Origin of the sequence: uncultured Campylobacter sp. (assembly GCF_938045625.1) — a bacterium.
Taxonomy (GTDB): Bacteria; Campylobacterota; Campylobacteria; order Campylobacterales; family Campylobacteraceae; genus Campylobacter_A.
On record NZ_CALIAV010000046.1, the window covers coordinates 38,475 to 56,089 of the forward strand.

At 46.7% G+C, this 17,615-nt stretch carries 18 protein-coding genes; 8 read left to right on the forward strand and 10 right to left on the reverse strand.

All coding sequences use genetic code 11. The features are described 5' to 3' along the window. Positions 1-2: 2 nt before the first annotated feature. The 6 genes from Q0386_RS04300 to Q0386_RS04325 form a co-directional block, all read right to left on the reverse strand. Positions 3-545 carry a HobA family DNA replication regulator gene (locus Q0386_RS04300; protein WP_299027558.1) on the reverse strand — a complete coding sequence of 181 codons (543 nt, stop codon included), beginning with the start codon at positions 543-545 and terminating at the stop codon, positions 3-5. Beyond that, on the reverse strand, positions 542-1,741 hold the full coding sequence (locus Q0386_RS04305) for an aspartate kinase (protein ID WP_299027561.1): 1,200 nt from the start codon (positions 1,739-1,741) through the stop codon (positions 542-544). The genes Q0386_RS04300 and Q0386_RS04305 overlap by 4 nt, the downstream gene beginning before the upstream one ends. Further along, positions 1,741-2,208: an RNA pyrophosphohydrolase gene (locus Q0386_RS04310; protein ID WP_299027563.1), complete on the reverse strand. Its 468-nt coding sequence runs from the start codon at positions 2,206-2,208 to the stop codon at positions 1,741-1,743. The genes Q0386_RS04305 and Q0386_RS04310 overlap by 1 nt, the downstream gene beginning before the upstream one ends. A 217-nt stretch (positions 2,209-2,425) precedes the next feature. Beyond that, positions 2,426-3,181: a hypothetical protein gene (locus Q0386_RS04315; RefSeq protein ID WP_299027566.1), complete on the reverse strand. Its 756-nt coding sequence runs from the start codon at positions 3,179-3,181 to the stop codon at positions 2,426-2,428. Between the two features lie 40 nt (positions 3,182-3,221). Continuing rightward, positions 3,222-4,358 carry a PepSY domain-containing protein gene (locus Q0386_RS04320; protein WP_299027570.1) on the reverse strand — a complete coding sequence of 379 codons (1,137 nt, stop codon included), beginning with the start codon at positions 4,356-4,358 and terminating at the stop codon, positions 3,222-3,224. 87 nt (positions 4,359-4,445) lie between these two features. Beyond that, the gene (locus Q0386_RS04325; protein ID WP_299027573.1) at positions 4,446-6,407 is read right to left on the reverse strand and encodes a TonB-dependent receptor; all 1,962 of its coding nucleotides are present in this window, start codon (positions 6,405-6,407) and stop codon (positions 4,446-4,448) included. Positions 6,408-6,521: 114 nt separating this feature from the next. Here Q0386_RS04325 and Q0386_RS04330 point away from each other — a divergent pair, with 114 nt between their 5' ends. From Q0386_RS04330 to Q0386_RS04365, 8 genes are all read left to right on the forward strand, one after another. Next, complete coding sequence (locus Q0386_RS04330; RefSeq protein WP_299027575.1) at positions 6,522-7,472, forward strand: helix-turn-helix transcriptional regulator; 951 nt, start codon at positions 6,522-6,524, stop codon at positions 7,470-7,472. A 266-nt stretch (positions 7,473-7,738) separates the two neighbouring features. Beyond that, on the forward strand, positions 7,739-8,791 hold the full coding sequence (gene hemW / locus Q0386_RS04335; RefSeq protein ID WP_299027578.1) for a radical SAM family heme chaperone HemW: 1,053 nt from the start codon (positions 7,739-7,741) through the stop codon (positions 8,789-8,791). Positions 8,792-8,856: 65 nt separating this feature from the next. After that, the gene (tatB, locus tag Q0386_RS04340) at positions 8,857-9,261 is read left to right on the forward strand and encodes a Sec-independent protein translocase protein TatB (RefSeq protein WP_299027581.1); all 405 of its coding nucleotides are present in this window, start codon (positions 8,857-8,859) and stop codon (positions 9,259-9,261) included. Next, on the forward strand, positions 9,261-10,013 hold the full coding sequence (gene tatC / locus Q0386_RS04345) for a twin-arginine translocase subunit TatC (protein WP_299027584.1): 753 nt from the start codon (positions 9,261-9,263) through the stop codon (positions 10,011-10,013). The genes tatB and tatC overlap by 1 nt, the downstream gene beginning before the upstream one ends. Positions 10,014-10,041: 28 nt before the next feature. Next, a complete protein-coding gene (queA, locus tag Q0386_RS04350) occupies positions 10,042-11,070 on the forward strand; it encodes a tRNA preQ1(34) S-adenosylmethionine ribosyltransferase-isomerase QueA (protein WP_299027586.1) in 1,029 nt (342 codons plus the stop codon). A 2-nt stretch (positions 11,071-11,072) separates the two neighbouring features. Further along, on the forward strand, positions 11,073-12,095 hold the full coding sequence (locus Q0386_RS04355) for a hypothetical protein (RefSeq protein WP_299027589.1): 1,023 nt from the start codon (positions 11,073-11,075) through the stop codon (positions 12,093-12,095). A 126-nt stretch (positions 12,096-12,221) separates the two neighbouring features. After that, on the forward strand, positions 12,222-12,653 hold the full coding sequence (locus Q0386_RS04360) for a VOC family protein (RefSeq protein ID WP_299027593.1): 432 nt from the start codon (positions 12,222-12,224) through the stop codon (positions 12,651-12,653). Positions 12,654-12,710: 57 nt separating this feature from the next. Next, positions 12,711-13,310 carry an alpha/beta hydrolase gene (locus tag Q0386_RS04365; RefSeq protein ID WP_299027596.1) on the forward strand — a complete coding sequence of 200 codons (600 nt, stop codon included), beginning with the start codon at positions 12,711-12,713 and terminating at the stop codon, positions 13,308-13,310. 260 nt (positions 13,311-13,570) lie between these two features. On the opposite strand, the gene ruvX is transcribed toward Q0386_RS04365, so the two are convergent. From ruvX to ilvC, 4 genes are all read right to left on the reverse strand, one after another. Then, entirely contained in the window at positions 13,571-13,945 is a 375-nt protein-coding gene (gene ruvX, locus Q0386_RS04370; RefSeq protein WP_299027598.1) for a Holliday junction resolvase RuvX, read from the reverse strand. Between the two features lie 205 nt (positions 13,946-14,150). Then, on the reverse strand, positions 14,151-14,918 hold the full coding sequence (gene dprA, locus Q0386_RS04375) for a DNA-processing protein DprA (protein WP_299027601.1): 768 nt from the start codon (positions 14,916-14,918) through the stop codon (positions 14,151-14,153). Next, positions 14,915-16,552, reverse strand: a complete 1,638-nt coding sequence (locus tag Q0386_RS04380) for a divergent polysaccharide deacetylase family protein (protein ID WP_299027604.1) — start codon at positions 16,550-16,552, stop codon at positions 14,915-14,917. The genes dprA and Q0386_RS04380 overlap by 4 nt, the downstream gene beginning before the upstream one ends. Then, positions 16,553-17,575, reverse strand: coding sequence for a ketol-acid reductoisomerase (gene ilvC, locus Q0386_RS04385; RefSeq protein ID WP_299027607.1), 1,023 nt, complete (start codon positions 17,573-17,575; stop codon positions 16,553-16,555). Positions 17,576-17,615: the final 40 nt, after the last annotated feature.

The window sequence follows — 17,615 nt, forward strand, 5'->3', positions numbered from 1 at the left end:
GATTAAAGCGTTACTTTCGCAAATAAAGCGGCGTCTATGCTCTTATCAAAAAGCCTAAACAGCGACAAAAGCTTGATATCTAGCGCGCCGTCGGAGGAGCTTAGATAAAAGCTATTTTGCGCCTGCTCGTCAAAAAGCCACATATAGCTATCATCCTTGCCTTTGGCGATCTGCGAGCTTTTTTCCGCGCTTTTGCCGACGTAGAAAAATACGTAGCCGTTTGGAAAAGCAAGGCTAAGCATATCTAAAAGTAGCGAGACCTCCTCTTTTGAGCCGATATTTTCAAAAGACGGATAAAGCGACTTTAGCGAGAAAAAAGGTAGCACGGGGCGGGCGTTTGTCGGTTTGTTTATATTTTTTAAAAAATACTCCTCAAACCAACCGCGCTCGCTATCGGTTATCATGATAAACGCGCGCCCTTCGAGTAAAAATTTAAGCTTCGAGGCGAGCAGAGGCGTCCACTCGGTGCGCCTCTCCTCCATCCAGCTCATTAGCGAACCCTCCTCGCGGATCGCCTCGAGCGTCCATTTTATAAAATCGCTCATTTATCGAGTTTATAAGCTTCGTGTAGCGCGCGAACTGCTAGCTCGCCGTATTTTTGATCGACGATCATAGAGATTTTTATCTCGCTAGTCGAGATCATTTGGATATTTATGCCCTCATTTGCTAGCGTTTGAAAGGCTAGAGACGCTACTCCGGTGTGGCTTTTCATGCCTACGCCCACGACCGAGACCTTGACTATCTCGTCGTTGTATAAAATTTCCCTAGACGCGCTTAGTTTATCCATACACTCTTTTGCGACGTGAAGCTCGTTTTGTGGTACGGTAAAGCCGAGATTCGTCGTGCCGTCCTGGCCTACGTTTTGGATTATCATATCCACGTTTATATTTTTTTCTGCAAGCGCGGTGAAAATCTCAGCCGCGATGCCCGGCTTATCTACCACTCCTCTTAAAGTTACTCTAGCTTGGTTTTTATCTAACGCGATACCACTTACTAGCACTGCTTCCATACTCTCTTCCTTTGTTATTAGTGTTCCTTCGTTGTGATTAAAGCTGCTTCTGGTGACTAAATTTACGTTTAGCTTTTTAGCTAGCTCGACTGAGCGGTTTTGCAGCACCTTTGCGCCTAGGCTCGCAAGCTCTAGCATCTCGTCGTAGCTGATTTTATCTAGCTTTTTAGCCTTTGGCTCGATGCGAGGATCGGTGGTATAAACTCCGTCTACGTCGGTGTAAATCTCGCAAAGATCCGCATCCAGCGCGCCTGCTATCGCAACTGCGCTAAGATCGCTACCGCCTCGCCCCAGAGTCGTTGCGTCGCCCTTTTCGTCTATACCCTGAAAGCCCGCTACGACGACGATCTTGCCCGCCTTTAGCTCCTCTTTCATACGCTTAGTATCTATCGCCTCGATCCTAGCCTTAGTATGCACGCTATCTGTTATGATTCCCGCTAGCCTACCGCTTAGACCAACTGCGGGATAGCCTAAATTTATCAGCGCTATCGTTAAAAGCGCGCAGGTAACGCGCTCGCCGGAGCTAAGCAGCATATCCATCGCCACGCCGTCGGGAGCCTTCGTATAATGCTCGGCGTACTCTACCAGCTGATTAGTCACGCCGCTCATGGCCGAGACCACGACTACGACGTCCGCTCCGCTTTTTTTAGCCTCTATCGCTCTAGCGGCGACATTTTCTATCCGCTCAAGCGTCCCTACGCTCGTGCCGCCGTATTTTTGGACGATTAACATTAGATAAATCCTTTCTCTTTAAAGTAGCCGATAACCTTGCTATAAATCGGCTTTTTGAAGTGGTTTACATCGCCTAAAACCTCGCTTGAGTTTATAAATTTATACTCGTTAAATTCGGGTTTTTTGGTATTTATATTTATCTTCGCGCTAGGGCGCAGCCGCACTAGAAAATACTTTTGAGTCTGTCCGTCAAAGTTGTAAAATTTCCTACTCGTCGTACCCTCGGGGAAGTCGTAGCTAAGCCACTGCGGATACTCGCTAAGCACGTCCACGTCGTCCGTGCCTATCTCCTCTTTGAGCTCCCTTTTTAGCGCCTCACGTGGCGTCTCGCCCTCGTCTATGCCGCCCTGCGGGAACTGCCAGATACCCGTCATATCGCACCTTTGCGCGATAAATATCCTGCAATCAAACGGATAAGAGGGCGCAAGTATGACCGCAGCGACGTTTGGTCTATATTTTTTTTCCATCTTTTTTTCCGAGAATTTTTAATTGTGGATTCTAACGAAAAATAGTTAAGATATAGCTAAATATCGCGAGATTAGCGGAAAAATTTGACGCTTAGGCTTAAAATTTTTATTTAAATTTTTAAACTACGAATTTTACTTTTTGGGGCGCGGTAAAATTTGCGTGTTTTGCTTCATTTTCCATCAAATTTGACCGCTTGGCTCGTCAAATTTGAGCCTTTTATTTTAGCTCCAGTATCGCCCTCACCTCTTCGTCGGTAAACAGGCTTGCGCTTTCGTGCTTTTTACGCTCAGACGCGACTTTTGGCTCGGCGCGCGGCGGCAAATTTTGAGCAGACTCGTTAAAATCAAATAGCGCAGCCTGTGCAGATGTGTCCGAGGCGGCCGTTTTTAGGGCTTCATTACAAGCGGATATTTTACTAGACGGTGCCGTTTGCGTAGCTCCGTCAAAAACAGGAGTTTCGCGCGGAGCGGCGGTTTGGGCGCTTTGGCTAGTTGGCCCAGTTTTGGTTATTTCGCTTAAAGCGCTGGTTTGCAAAATAGCTTTTTCTTGCCGGCTGCCGTCTCGATACGGCGTAGCGTCCTGCATTTCTTGCAAATTTTGCTCCCATACGGAAGCCGTTTTCTCGATATCAGCCACTAAATTTTGTTCAAATTTAGCGTCGCTGCTAGCTTGCGCGCCGTCAAATTTTACGTTTTCATCAAATTTGACCGCCGCACTCTCGCCGCTCTCGTTAAATTTCTCGTCCTGCAAAAACAAAGTTCCGTCAGGTAAAAGCTCGTTCTGCTCGTATTGGCGTGCAAAAAGCTCGCTTACGTTGATAGCCTCCGCGTTGTCCGCGTCTTTGCTCGGTTTCTCCTTGACGCTTTGGCCGAGCTCCTCGATACCCGTTATACGAAGGCTCGGCATCACAGCCTTAAAGCTTTGCAAAATCGGCAAAAAAGAGCCGTCGAATCCATCTAAAATCACTCGCATATTTAGCCTTTTTCAGTTTTTTCGAGCGATTTTATCAAATTTATCTTTTGAGCCGTTTTAAGCTCATCCAAAAACCGCTTATAACAAAAAACAGAACCGATGCCGAAGCTAAACAAAATATAAATTTACCAACCTCGCCCAAAAAATATCCCGAATGCAAGCTTAAAACCGCCTTGTGAATCGCAAAAGGCCTGGGCATCGAGCTTTTAGCATCGTCAAACCTAGCATGCCTGGTAATTTGCCCCTTGGTGGCGTTTATCGTCATCGTATTTACCTTATCGTCCTCTTCCAGCCCTTTGTCAAAGTAAAATATCATAAAATTTTCGCCGTCTTCTTGCGTGATGACGTTAAAAAGCTCGTAATCACCTCTATCCCGTTTAAAAATATCTATCGCGGCCTCTAAATTGGCTATCTTAGCCTCGTCCTCCAGCGAAAATCCCCTCACCTGCGTAAAGCTCTTTTTTCTAAAAATTTCCTTTTCGCCAAGCGCGTTATTTACGAGCTTTGCCGCCCAGTCGTAAGACCAGTAAAGTCCCGTAACGCTCATAAAAGCCAAAAATAAACAAAGATAAACGCCGGCAAATCCGTGCAGGCTGTACAAAAACGCATAGCCTTTGGCCTTGATTTTTAAAGTAAACACACGCATAAATTTAGTTTTAAAACTAGGATAATAGATTATCAATCCAGATATAACCAAGATAACCAAAGCGATAGAGCAAACCGCAACGATATGCTTGCCTATAAGCCGTAGCGTCTCGTTTTTGCTAAGCCCAAGGCCTAAGTTAGTATGTAAATTTAACATTAGTCCGATAAATTTATCGCCGAAATTTTCACCCGTTATCTCGCCCGTGTATTGATTTACGAAGTATGACTTAAACTCGCCTCTAGCATTCGTGCCAGATACGCCTATAGCGTGATTTGCGTCCGAGTTAATCTTGTAGTAGCTAAGCGTAAAATTTGGTTCCCTAGCTTTAAAAATATCTAAAATTTCTCTCGCGCTAAGCTCTTTTTCGCCTCGCTTGACGAAGGTTTTTTGCGAGTTTGCAAGGTCTATAATCTCGTCGTGATAGGATATGACCGCGCCGCTAAGAGCGACGATAAGCAGCGGCAAAACACAGGCTAGACTTAAAATCAAATGGACGTTAAACCAAAATTTCTTTCTCTTTAAAAACGGCATCTTTCTCCTTAAATTTAAACTCAAATTTTAAAAACCGGTAGTAGGACGGCGATCACTACGCACCGCCCCGCTTAAATTCGGCTAAATTTAAAAATTTACGTTAAATCCGAGCCTATATTTAATCCCGTCGGCGATCAAAATTTCATAGCGTCCGGATTTTGTCGTTACGTATTCGTTAAAGATATTATAAACGCTAAAATTTACGCTCGCGTTTTTAGTTAGCTTGTAGCTTGCGCCCGCGTCAAATAGCGTATAATCCTTTATCTCCTCGTCACCCGGTAGGCCGTAAACGGCTCTGGTTTTACCCAGATAGTTCATCTGCGTCCAGAAATTTAGATCGGGCGTCATATCGTAGTCAAGCCCTATTTTTACGGTATGCACGGGTAGATTGTTTAAAGATTTACCCTCGTACGCACCAGATTTTTGCTTTGATCTAGTGTAAACGTAGCTTGAGTGCAGGGCTAAATTTGATAAAATCTGCCAGTCTGAGGCGAGTTCGACGCCCTTTACTTCGGCTTTGCCGATATTTACGCTCTCCCAGATGCCGCGCCTATAGGTCTTGCCGTTATGCACGCAAGGAACGCCCGGGCGCGCGACGCAAACCGGCTTCGTGCCTAGACCGTCTTTTATCCGCGTATAAAACGCCATCGCCGAGACGTTAAGGCTCTCGTCCCCGTATGCGACGCCGGCTTCGTAGTTTAGGCTGGATTCGGGTTTTAGGTCGCTTTTACCCAGCTGCGCTCCCATGCCGCCGGCAAAAGGCAGAGCAAGCCCATCGGTTCGCATCTTGATATCAGGCGTCGAGTAGCCTGCCGATACTCCGCCTTTTAGCGATAAATTTTCGCTTAGATGATATACGGCATAGCCGCGCGGAGATACGTGTCCGCCGTAGTCTTTGTCGTGATTATACCTTAGACCCGCAGTTAGCGTGAGCGCGTCGGTTACGTCAAAATCATCTTCGCCGTATAGCGAAAAATCATACCTTTTGACATTTGCGGCGTCGGCGGTCGTGGCCTTTTCGTTTAGCCTTTCTCTTCTGTATTCAGCGCCTAGGCTTAGCGTGTTATTATCAAAAAAATACGTTCCCTTGGTATTTAGCGTCGTCGTTTTTAGCGTGAGGTCTTGCTGACCGCTCTCTTTCATATTATCGTGCATTAAAAAGCTTTCAAGTAGCAGTTTATCGTATTTGCCCGTATGCGAGAGCGAGGCGGTATATCCGCTCATCTTCTCAAAAGCCACGCTCGTGTTATCGCTAGCCGTGCGATTTAGCGTCTTACCTTCGGTGCGTTCGTATTTATTCGTCACGCGGCGTAGATCCAGTGCTATTTCATCGTTTTCGGTGGCGTTATACATGATTTTCGCACCGAAATTTATGTCCTCGTTTTTGCGGTTCGTAAAGGCTCGCTCATCTTCAAATTTATGAAAATACCGTCCATAAAGCGCGATACCTAGTACGTCCGGAATCACCGCACCGTTTGTGTAAAAACCGGTCTGATAGTCATCATTTATCCCACTTTTGCCCGCAAGCGTGTAGTAGCCATTTACGTTACCGCTAAATTCGTTTGAAAAGCCCTTAGTGATAATATTTATGACGCCTCCCATCGCATCTGAGCCGTATAGTGAGCTCATCGGCCCTCGCACGATTTCGATACGCTCGATCGTGTTTGCGGGCGGGAGAAAATTTTGAGCGCTACCAACCGCGCGAAGCCCTCTATACGCGCTATCGCTGGTCGCAGGACGACCGTCTATTAAAATTTTAGTGTATTTTTGACCAAGGCCTCTCATCGTGATACCGCGTCTGCCAGCAGCTCCCAGCGTCGCGCCGAAAACGCCCGGAGCGTCTTTTACAACACTTTCTATATCTTGATGGTTGCGCCTGGCTATCTCTTTTTGCGAGATTACCGACACCGATGCAGGCGCGTCTTTGATATTTTGCTCAAAACCCGTCGCGCTAGTTACGGTAACTTCATTTAGTTTCACTTCGTCGGCCGACTGCGCGCAAGATAGTGCCAAACAAGCTAGCATAGAAATTTTAGGCATACTTTTCATCTTTAAACTCCTTATTTAAATTTAAACCCTATTTTACTATAATCAGATAATTATTATCAATACTCCGATAAACGGTAGAGGGATTTTTTATCAACGCTAAAAGGATAAAAACAAATGAAGGTCGAGTTTAAAGATATTTTACGCGCAAATGAGCAAGAATTCGCGCAAAATTCGGTGCGCTACGGACAAAGCGCATGGCAAGAGCAAGATAGAAAATGCAAAGTCGAGTTTTTTAAAGGCGCAAGTGGCGCAAGCTACTGCAGAAGCGAAATAATCTGCAACAAAAGCGTAAAAAGACGGCTTGAAAGGAGCACTGGCTACTGCTTTTTGCTCTTTAACGACGCAAGAGGGGATGCCGGGCTTAAAGCGGGTAAAAAAACTTTTTGCCTAAAGGCTGGAGAGTTTTGGATGGGACGCGTGGATAGCGGATTTGAGGGTATTTGCGAGTATCAGAGCAATAACTATACGGGACGATGTATCGTACTAAAAAACGAACTAGCCCGCGAGCTAGCGGCATTTAAAAATCTAGGCGAAGAAAACGAAATCTGCATCCAAACGGCTAAGATAAATTTAGCCCAAAGCCTGATTTTGCGGGAGCTTTTAGCCGCGAGTGAGTTTGAGGGCAAGATGCGCGAAATCTTTATGGAAGCTAAAATTTTAGAGCTAATCTACAAAAGCTTAGGCGCGCCTAAAACGCCCGAAGCCGATGAAAAAAAGCGCGATTTTAGCGACGAATACGTAAAAATTTTAAATAAAGCAAGGCAAATTTTACTAAGCGACATCCAAAATCCGCCCAGCATAAAAGAGCTAGCCAGAGCGTGCGCGACGAATGAATTTAAGCTAAAAACGGGCTTTAAAAGCTACTTTGGCGATACGATCTACGGGCTGCTAGCGACCGAGCGACTAAACGCGGCAAAAAAACTTTTAGAGCGCGGAGACGTCTGCGTAAGCGAAGCCGCAAAAATCGTCGGATACGCCAGCACTCCGCACTTTGCAAAGATTTTTAGAGAAAAATTCGGCGTTTTGCCGACGCAAATTTTAAAACAAAAGAAATTTTATACGTAAATTTAACGCTTGCAAAGCTTTGCGGGCGTTAAATTAAAATCAAATTTAAACGCATCGGCGCGACTTTTTAAATTTAACGGGCAGTAAAAACGGCGGTAAATTTTAAAATTTAAAAGCGTCAAATATCTTATCAGGGTCGGTTTTGCGCCTAAATCCGGCCTAAATTTACCATAAACCGGCACGCAAGCTTGCACAAAAGCAAAATATCAAACGCCGCGCGATAAATCCGTAAAATCTGCTAAAATACAGCAAAAACAAAGGTCAAAATGCTTCTTTACGTCCATATCCCTTTTTGCGAGAGCAAATGCCCATACTGCGCCTTTGGCTCGGTGGTGGGCAAACGAAATTTAACGAGCGCGTATTTTGACGCGATGATTGCTGATTTTAGGGAGCAAATTTTAAAATTTGACATAAAAAAGGGCGAGATCGAGACGGTTTTTATCGGCGGAGGGACGCCAAGCGCCGTGGACGGTGGCTACTACGAGCGGCTATTTGAGGCAGTCGCGTCATACCTAGCGGCAAACGCCGAGATCACGACGGAGGCAAATCCAAACTCCGCAAGCAAAAAGTGGCTATCGCAGATGAAATCATACGGCGTAAACCGCGTAAGCTTCGGCGCTCAGAGCTTTTTTGAAGATAAGCTTAAATTTCTCGGGCGCATCCACGACGCGAGGCAGATCTACGAGGCTGTAGCAAACGCCAAAACGGCAGGGCTAGAAAATATCAACGTAGATCTCATCTACGGCACGAAGCTAGACACCAAAAAACGCCTCGAGCAAGAAGCGCAAAATGTCCGAAATCTAGGCGTTTCGCACGTTTCGGCGTATTCGCTAACGCTTGAGGAAAATACGCCCTTTGCCGGCAAAATAAACTACGCAAAAGATAGCCCGAGGCTGGCGAAATTTATGATAGATCGCATCGAGGAGGCCGGGCTAAAACAATACGAAATCTCAAATTTCGGTCAAATTTGCAAGCATAATCTTGGCTACTGGCAGGGCAAAAACTACCTTGCCATCGGTGCTTACGCAGTCGGATTTTGGCTGGATCATCGTTTTTATAACGCTTCAAATTTAAACGCCTACGTAAAAAATCCGCACGCAAAAAAAATCGAAAATTTAAGCGCGAACGAGCTAAATTTAGAGCGGATATTTTTAGGCGCTAGAAGCATCGTCGGTATCTGGCAAAACAGCCTAAACGCCAAGCAAGAGCAAAGAGCGCAACTGCTAAAAAATAGCGGGAAATTAAAATTTAAAAACGGGCGATATTACGCCAAAAATTTCCTCACCGCGGATGAAATTTCTTTATTTATCGCGGGCTGATTTATGCAAATTTGAGATAAAAAACGCTAAAATGAGCGCTTTAAAATAAAAATTTAGGATAAAAAATGTTTGGCATGAGCTTACCCGAGATCATCGTCATAGCCGTCATCGCGGTATTATTTTTAGGACCCGATAAGCTTCCTAGCGCGATGGTCGAGATAGCGAAATTTTTTAAAACCGTTAAAAAAACGGTCAATGACGCAAAAAGTAGCTTCGATCAAGAGATAAAAATCCAAGAACTCAAAGAGGACGCGAAAAAATATAAAGAAAGCATCGCAAAAACCACTAAAACCGTGCGAAAAAAGCTCACCTTTGAGGAGCTTGACGAGCTCAAAAAAGGCGTAAACGACGTCACTAGCGGCATCACGGACGGTCTAAACGACGTAAAAAAGAGCGTCGAAGCGGTCAAAAATCCGGGCGAAGCCGTCAAAAACGCTGTTTTAGGCGATAACGAGAAAAAAGAGGCGTAATGTTTGAAGAGCTAAAACCGCATTTAGTAGAACTTAGAAAAAGGCTTTTCATTAGCGTCATGACCGTGATCGTGATGTTTGTAGTGTGCTTTAGCTTTTGGAATCAAATTTTAGACTTTATCATCGCGCCGCTGCAAAACACTCTGCCCGATAACCAAAAAATGGTCTTTCTCGAGGTGCAAGAGCCCTTTTTCGTAGCGATGAAGGTGGCGTTTTTCACCGGATTTTTGTTTTCGTTACCGATTATTTTTTGGCAGTTTTGGCTGTTTGTAGCGCCTGGACTCTACGAAAACGAGAAAAAGTACGTAATCCCGTTTGTTATTTCGGCCACTTTTATGTTTTTAGTTGGCGCGGCGTTTTGCTACTACGTCGTCGTTCCTATCGGTTTTGCTTTTCTTATAAATTTCGGCCAGCAGCTCTTTTCCGCGATGCTAAACATCGGCGGCTACGTCGGCTTTTTTACGAAGCTGGTCATTGCGTTCGGTATCGCGTTTGAGCTTCCCGTTATCACATTTTTTCTCGCTAAACTCGGCCTAGTTGATGATAAAATGCTCAAAAACTCCTTCCGCTACGCTATCGTCGTGATTTTTATATTTGCCGCGGTTATGACGCCTCCTGATATCCTCAGCCAGTTTTTGATGGCGGTGCCTCTCATCGGTCTTTATGGGCTTTCTATCTTTATAGCCGCCCGCGTAAATCCAGCCAAAAACGAAGAACCGGAGCAGGAAACCGACGAAGAAAAAGAGGACTAATAGTCATGAAAGCAAGTAGGCTAGCCAAATGAGTCAAATTTTAAACCAAAACTCGCTTGACGCCTACGACTACGAGCTACCGCCGGAACTAATCGCCAATTTCCCGACCTTTCCTAAAGAGGACGCTAGACTACTAGTCTACGAGCGAGCTAGCGAAAAAGTATCCCATCTAAAATTCGGCGATTTGCCCGAAATTTTACCGCCTTGCGATATTATTTTTAACGACACAAAGGTGGTAAAGGCTAGAATTTTCGGCAAAAAACAAAGTGGCGGCGAGACGGAGCTTTTACTAAACTCTCCGCTTGCGGACGGCAAATTTAGCGTCTATATAAAGGGCAGGGTTCGCGCGGGCAGCGTTTTAAATTTCGACCAAAATTTGACCGCCGAGGTCTGCGAGCTCTTTGAGGACGGCTCGCGCACGGTCAAATTTAGCCAAAACGGCGAGCTTTTGGACACGGCCGCGCTCTATAAAATCCTATCTCACATCGGTCACGTGCCTCTACCGCCATATATCAAACGAAGCGACACCGAGGATGACGAGAGCTGGTACCAAAGCGTGTTTGCCAAAAACGAGGGCGCGGTGGCGGCTCCGACGGCGAGCTTGCACTTTAGCGACGAGATGATTGCCAGGCTAGCAAAGGACCGCGAGATAGCCTACCTTACGCTGCACGTGAGCGCAGGGACGTTTAAGGGCGTGGAGAGCGAGGACATCACGCAACACAAGATGCATGCGGAGTTTTACGATATCCCGCAAGATACGCAAAATTTGATCCGCTCAAATAGACCAATCCTGGGCGTGGGCACGACGGTAACGCGCTGCGTAGAGGAGTTTGCTAGAAGCGGCAGATCTAGCGGCGAGTGCAGGCTATTTTTAAATTTAAACAACAAACCCATCCGCCAAAACTACCTGCTGACGAATTTTCACCTACCCAAATCGACGCTAATCATGCTAGTAACCAGCTTTGTCGGACTTGATCAGACTATGCGGATTTACAAAACCGCCGTGGAGCAAAAGTACAAATTTTACTCCTACGGCGATGCGATGCTGGTTGTATAGCCGTGAGTTTCGCGTATATTTTCCTGATTTTTGCCGCGCTTTATCTAGCGGTGCTAGGCGGTTGCTATTTTATGGATAAATTTAGAAGGTCAAACGGCGTGATAAAAAAAGAAACTACGCAAAAAAACGGCACGAGCGAGATCGGCGAATCTAGCGAGGCAAATACGCTGCCAAAAGTCGATATCGCAGGCGGTTTGCTATTTTTGGCCTCCTCGCTAAACGAGGACGCGCAAAAAAACACGAACTACGTGCTGCTAGACTACGATATCGCCTATCCTAGGCTATTTTACGCGGATATCGCGGCTCTTGCAAAGCTCATCGACGCGATGGCTCAAATTTTCCTTTTAAACGTCTCAAATTCGACCGTTACGATCAAATTTTTACTCTCGAACTACTACAAAAACAACATCAAATTTACCCTTAGCGTCCACTGCGATCACGACTTTTTTACGATCAAAAGCACGCCTCGCGTAAATATGAACGCGCAAAGCCGCAAATACTACGAAACGGCGATGGCGCTGGCCGAGCAAAACGGCTCTAGCATTAGATTTGAGTTTGATCACGGCGTGCGCGCTAGCACCGAGATTTCGCTGCGTCTTTGCGACGATAAGCTCGATCTCATGCAAAGCTTTAAGATAAAAAATCCAAAAAATTTTAGCGCCCTCGTCGCCGAGCCAAACCCCTATTCATTTAATATCATCAAAAAAGATCTCGAGTTTATCGGCATTGACGTGAAGCCTAGCAACGAGTGGGGTATCGTAAAGCGCCACATAGAGGACATGATCTTTCGTCCTAACGTCGTCTTTATCGAGGAGAGCTTGCTGCGCGAGATAGATGACGCTCTGTCTACGCTTTTGATAGAAAAAAAGATCGCGCTAGTCGTGCTAAAAACCAGGAATGCGGCGGTAAATTTAAACCCGAAAATCCGCGTCTGGACACTAGTTCAGCCCTATCTGTCCGACACTCTCGTACGTATCTTAAATGAAGCTTACGAATTTGAGACGCAAAACGGGGATAAAATTTAGCTTTTTGAAATTTTACTCGCATTTTTAAAGCCCGCACAACCGCCCTATTTTGTTTGATAACATCAAATTTAACCCAAAACCGCTACCGCCAAAATTATATAATAAACCAAAATATCGGAGGCAAAAATGAATAAAATAACCTGCATCTGCCTAGGCGTGCGAAGCATGCAAAGGGCGCTCAAATTTTACCGCGACGGCCTAGGTTACGAGACGGACTGCAAAGAGGACAATCCGCCAGTGTGTTTTTTCAATACGCCGGGGACCAAATTTGAGCTCTATCCGCTAGACGCGCTGGCTCGAGATATCGACGAAAACGATCCGCCGAGAGGAAGCGGATTTACCGGCATCACGTTAGCCTATAACGTAAAAAACAAAGAGGACGTGGATAGCGCCATAGAGCTAGTAAAAAAGGTAGGCGGAACTATCGTCAAGGAGCCGCAAGTTGCGTTTTGGGGCGGATACCACGCGTATTTTGCCGATCCAGACGGATATTACTGGGAGGTGGTTTGGGGGCCTGATTTTAAATTTGACGAGGACGGACTGCTTAAATTTGACTAGTTGCGGCGTCAAAGCGCTTTTATTTTAGCCGCTTAGCGGCCGCAAAAAGGAAAAATCATGAAAAACATAGTCGTGTACATACACGGCAAAGGCGGAAGCGCGCAAGAAGCGGCCCATTATCAACCGCTTTTTGCAGATAGCGACGTGCTTGGATTTGATTACGAGGCTCGCACGCCGTGGGAGGCGAAAGAGGAATTTGTGCCATTTTTTGAGCGCATCCTTAAAAACCGCAAATCCGCAACTATCGTCGCAAACAGTATCGGCGCGTTTTTTGCCATGCACGCCTTGCAGGGCATGGAGATAAAAAAGGCGTATTTTATTTCGCCAATCGTAAATATGCAAAATTTAATCGAAAAAATGATGTTGAAGGCGCGCGTGAGCGAGGATGAGCTGCGAGATAGAGGCGAGCTGGACACGGGGTCTGGAGAAAAACTTTCGTGGAAATATCTTTGCTACGTCAGAGAGCATCCTATCTGCTGGACGGCGCCGACGCATATTTTATACGGCGAAAAGGACGATCTAACTTCTTTTGAAACGATTTGCGAGTTTGCAAACCAAATCAAAGCAACGCTTACCGTCATGAAAAACGGTGAGCATCGGTTCCACACGGCAGAGCAAATGCGTTTTTTAGATGACTGGATACGGCGCCATAGCTGATCGGCGGGCTGTCGTCGGAGTAAATTTGACTCCAAATCGTAGCGCGCCCAACCCGCAAGTCAAATTTAACTCGCAAATCCGCCGCTCGAGCCGCTTTTAAATTTTACGCAAAGCCTAGACTAAATTTACAGCCGAGGCGTAAATTTGATTCAAATTTTACCCATCGTTAGCAGCTGGCTGTGAGAGCTTCTTTAGCGTAGACCTGTGTAAAAACTCAAATTTGCCGCCCTTTTACCGCGCGCCAAATTTTGCAATCAGGCTCAAATCCCCAAATGCCGCTTTAAAATAATCATCGCCGCGATGCTATCTAGCCGTCCGTCGCGCCTGCCCTCGGCGTAAATTTCGCTCGCCTCAAAGCTACTCATCGCTTCATCCTGATAGACCACCTCGCCGTCAAATTCGAGCAGCGACACGAAGTGCTCGATCCGCCGCCGCATCTCGTCCTCGCTAGATCCCCCAAGCGGCACGCCCACGACTAACTTTTTTGCCCCGTATTCGCGCAAAACGGTGCTAACGTCGCGCGCGGCTTGATTGCGATTTTTGCGCAGCACTGGCGTTTGCGGCATCACGGTTTGCCCGACGGCTAGCGCCACGCCGATACGTTTTAGCCCCACGTCGATGGCCATTATGCTCATTTTCGTCCTTTAGATTTTCTCAAATTTAGCGATAAATTTGACGGCTGGCAAGCTCAAATTTGATACCCCCGCTACGCCAAATTTACATTGCAAAACGTCGCCTGGGCGCATTTGCTACCATTAAGCCGCCAAATTTTACTTCAAATTTTACCGCCGTTTTATCAAAACTCGCGCGGCATAAATTTAAACCAAAAGCCGCTAAATTTTACTCCGCAAACACCGTAAGCCCCGATATTCGCAGCTTGCCTTCGAGTTCGTATTCGTAAATTTTATCTCCGAATTTTGCCAAAGCCGCATCAAGGCTCGCGCCGTTTTTACAAAATTTTATCACCTCGTCCTCTTGCGTGGCTGCGGGTTTGCCGCCGAAACGAAGCGCAAAGGCGTCAAAATCGTTTATCAAATTTGCCGCGCCGCTAGCTAGTAGCTCGTTCGTCCCGTCGCTCTCGCCTAGGCGCTGAGGCAGCGTAAATATCGGCACGCCAAGCTCTTTTGCCATGCGCGCGCTTTGCATCGAGCCGCTTTTAGGGTCGGCCTGCGCCACAACTAGAGCCTGCGAGAGCGCGACTACGATACGGTTTCGCTCCAAAAATCTATAAGCAAGCGGCGGCTCGTCCGGATCGTATTCGCTAAGAGCTAGCGCATTTTGATAGATTTCTTTGATGATTTTGGCGTTACTTGGCGGATAGATTTTGTTTAGTCCGTTGCCAAAAACCGCGATGGTATGCGGGAAAGCCCCCTTGTGCGCGGCGATATCTACGCCGATGGCCGCACCGCTAACTACGCAAACGCCGCTGTTTGCCAGCGTCCTAGCTAGCGCCTCTACGCACTGCCTGGTGTAGGCGCTGGCCTTTCTAGAGCCTACGATTGAGACCATTGGACGCTCAAGCAGGGCCAAATTTCCCTCGAAATAGAGCTTTGCCGGCGGCTTTTTAAGACGCAAAAGGCCGCTAGGAAGCTCGGCTAAGACGCTCAAAAGAGATCCTTTAGATAAACAACCTCGACCTCTTGTAAGAGCTTGGTGCTTTCTTGCAGGACTTCTAGCGTATTTTTATGCGGATGGCCGATCGCGATGGCGTAGGAGCGCTTTTTGGCTAACTCGACGGCATATTTTAGCTGCTTTCGCACAGCAGCTTTGGAGCCGTCGTGATCCAAAAACACGTCGCGCGCGATGTATGGCATCGAGTATTTTTTCGCCGCGCCGTAGACCTTAGTCGGCGAGGTCGTCTTGCTATCGACAAATATCAAATTTTCGTCCCGCACCGCCCGCATCATCCTGTCCATCGCGGCCGTATCGCTTGTAAATCGGCTACCCGTGTGGTTGTTGATGTATTTTAGATTTGGAAAGTCTCGCTTTATACTTTGCAGTTTTTTCGCGATCTTTTCGTAGTCGTCGTTTACAGTAAGAGTGCCGATCTCAGCGCCCTTAAAACCGCCTAGAGCCTGCATAGGCAGGTGGATCATGTAAAAGCCAAAACGCCGCGCCAAAACAGGCGTCTCGGGGTGGGCGGAAGTAGCTGGGAAAAAGGACGGCGTGAGCTTTAGATTTACCGCTTTTATCGCGTCTGCCTGGTGCTTGTACGCCACGTCGTCAATGATGATGACTAGGCGCGGTTTGTAGCCGGCTTTTACGGCTGCCTTTACCTCGTTTGTCTCGGTCGCGCTTTTTTTATCCGTCTTTTTTGTGTCGGCAAATTTGGCCTTTTCGTCCTTTTTAGACTTTTCTTTTTCTATTTTTTCCTGCTCGTTTTGCTCGGTACTTTGCGGCGCATTTTCGGCGTCAAATTTTACTTCAACCTGCCCCGCCTGATCGCTTGCGGCATCTTTTGCGTCGCTAAATTCGATATGGATTTTTTCTTTTTTTAGCGCCTGCTCGAGGGAGTTATTTTGCGCCTGCGACATAGGCGTATCGTCAAAGATCACGGCTTCGGAATTTGCAAAAATATGCGTTCTTTGAGGTGCTTGCGAGGCGTCAAATTTGACGGTATCGCCGCTATTTTGCGCGGATTTAGCGAGCTCGTTTTTAGAGCTTAAATTTGACGAATTTAGCTCGCCGACCTTTTTGGCGTTTGCGCCGTCCAGCTCGGAGGTATCGCGGGAGGCCAAATTTCCGCCTTCAAGCGATTTTATATCTTTGACCGCAGGCGCGCCCTGCACGTTTTTATCAAATTTGGCCTGCTCGTTTGGCAAATTTTGATCATTTTTTTCTTCAGCTCTAGCTTTTTCGCCGCCGATTTTTATTTTACCTTTAGCATCTGCCTCGTCAAAAAGTGCCTTTATATCGGTTAAATTTGCTCTTGAGTGCGCGCCCAATGCGGCTTGCGCGTCTTTTATGGTGACTTTTTCAGAGCTGTTTGAGGCTGAAAGGCTTGGTTTGTGGCTTAAATTTTGCTTTTGCTCGGACTCGCTTTTATCGCCGAAATACCGCTCGATTTTAGCTATCAACGCATTGTCGCTTTTAACCTTTACCCTGACGTCTAGCATATAAAATGCCCCGACGAGCAAGATACAGGCGATGAGAAAAACGGAAAGTAGTAGCTTTAGTCCGCCGCGCGAGCGCCCCTTTTTGGAGCGCCTTTTCGCGGCTTTTTTTCTAGGTTTCGAGTTCAATTAATTTTTGCTTTGATCGATGAGTTTGCCCGAGCTGATCCAAGGCATCATGGAGCGTAGTTTTTTGCCGGTTTGATTTAGCAGACTTCTCTCGGCGATGCCGCGCTCTGCGTTCATGCGCACGTATCCGGCCTTGCGCTCGAGGATGAAGTCTTTTGCAAATTTACCGTTTTGGATCTCTTTTAGGATTTCTTTCATTGCTTTTTTGCTGTCTTCGCCGATAACGCGCGGACCGCTCACGTAGTCGCCGTACTCTGCGGTGTTTGAGATAGAGTAGCGCATATCCGCCATACCGCCTTGATACATTAGATCCACGATTAGTTTTAGCTCATGCAAACACTCAAAATACGCCATCTCAGGCTCATATCCTGCATCTACCAGCGTCTCAAAGCCTGCGTTTACTAGCGCGCAAAGTCCGCCGCAAAGTACAGCCTGCTCGCCGAAAAGATCGGTCTCGGTTTCGTCTTTAAAGGTTGTCTCTATAATGCCCGTTCTACCGCCGCCAATCGCGCTAGCGTAGCTTAGAGCTAGCTCTTTAGCCTTTCCGCTTGCGTTTTGTTCTACGGCGATTAGATCAGGGATGCCGCCGCCTCGGACAAATTCGCTTCTTACGGTGTGGCCAGGCGCTTTTGGGGCGATCATGATAACGTCGATGCCTTCAGGAGCTTTGATCTGTCCAAAATGCACGTTAAAGCCGTGTCCAAAAGCTATCGCGTCGCCGTCGTTTAAATTTGGCTTTATATCTCGCTCGAAAATTTCAGCTTGAAGCTCATCCGGAGTCAGTATCATTATGACGTTTGCAACCTTTGCCGCTTCGGCTACGGTTTTTACCTCAAAGCCCTTTGCTTCGGCTTTTGCCCAACTTTTACCGCCCTTTGCTAGACCTACGATCACCTTTACGCCGCTGTCGCGCAAATTTTCAGCGTGCGCGTGTCCTTGCGAGCCAAAACCTATCATCGCTACGGTTTTGCTTCTAATCAAGCTCAAATCGCAATCTTTGTCATAGTAAATACTTACAGCCATATTCTCTCCTCTTAAAAAATTTGTGAGATTATACTATTTA

Bases quoted from the DNA above. Each gene is read 5' to 3' on its own strand.
- Q0386_RS04300 (WP_299027558.1), bottom strand. From the start codon at position 545: ATGAGCGATTTTATAAAATGGACGCTCGAGGCGATCCGCGAGGAGGGT.
- Q0386_RS04305 (WP_299027561.1), bottom strand. From the start codon at position 1,741: ATGTTAATCGTCCAAAAATACGGCGGCACGAGCGTAGGGACGCTTGAG.
- Q0386_RS04310 (WP_299027563.1), bottom strand. From the start codon at position 2,208: ATGGAAAAAAAATATAGACCAAACGTCGCTGCGGTCATACTTGCGCCC.
- Q0386_RS04315 (WP_299027566.1), bottom strand. From the start codon at position 3,181: ATGCGAGTGATTTTAGATGGATTCGACGGCTCTTTTTTGCCGATTTTG.
- Q0386_RS04320 (WP_299027570.1), bottom strand. From the start codon at position 4,358: ATGCCGTTTTTAAAGAGAAAGAAATTTTGGTTTAACGTCCATTTGATT.
- Q0386_RS04325 (WP_299027573.1), bottom strand. From the start codon at position 6,407: ATGAAAAGTATGCCTAAAATTTCTATGCTAGCTTGTTTGGCACTATCT.
- Q0386_RS04330 (WP_299027575.1), top strand. From the start codon at position 6,522: ATGAAGGTCGAGTTTAAAGATATTTTACGCGCAAATGAGCAAGAATTC.
- hemW (WP_299027578.1), top strand. From the start codon at position 7,739: ATGCTTCTTTACGTCCATATCCCTTTTTGCGAGAGCAAATGCCCATAC.
- tatB (WP_299027581.1), top strand. From the start codon at position 8,857: ATGTTTGGCATGAGCTTACCCGAGATCATCGTCATAGCCGTCATCGCG.
- tatC (WP_299027584.1), top strand. From the start codon at position 9,261: ATGTTTGAAGAGCTAAAACCGCATTTAGTAGAACTTAGAAAAAGGCTT.
- queA (WP_299027586.1), top strand. From the start codon at position 10,042: ATGAGTCAAATTTTAAACCAAAACTCGCTTGACGCCTACGACTACGAG.
- Q0386_RS04360 (WP_299027593.1), top strand. From the start codon at position 12,222: ATGAATAAAATAACCTGCATCTGCCTAGGCGTGCGAAGCATGCAAAGG.
- Q0386_RS04365 (WP_299027596.1), top strand. From the start codon at position 12,711: ATGAAAAACATAGTCGTGTACATACACGGCAAAGGCGGAAGCGCGCAA.
- ruvX (WP_299027598.1), bottom strand. From the start codon at position 13,945: ATGAGCATAATGGCCATCGACGTGGGGCTAAAACGTATCGGCGTGGCG.
- ilvC (WP_299027607.1), bottom strand. From the start codon at position 17,575: ATGGCTGTAAGTATTTACTATGACAAAGATTGCGATTTGAGCTTGATT.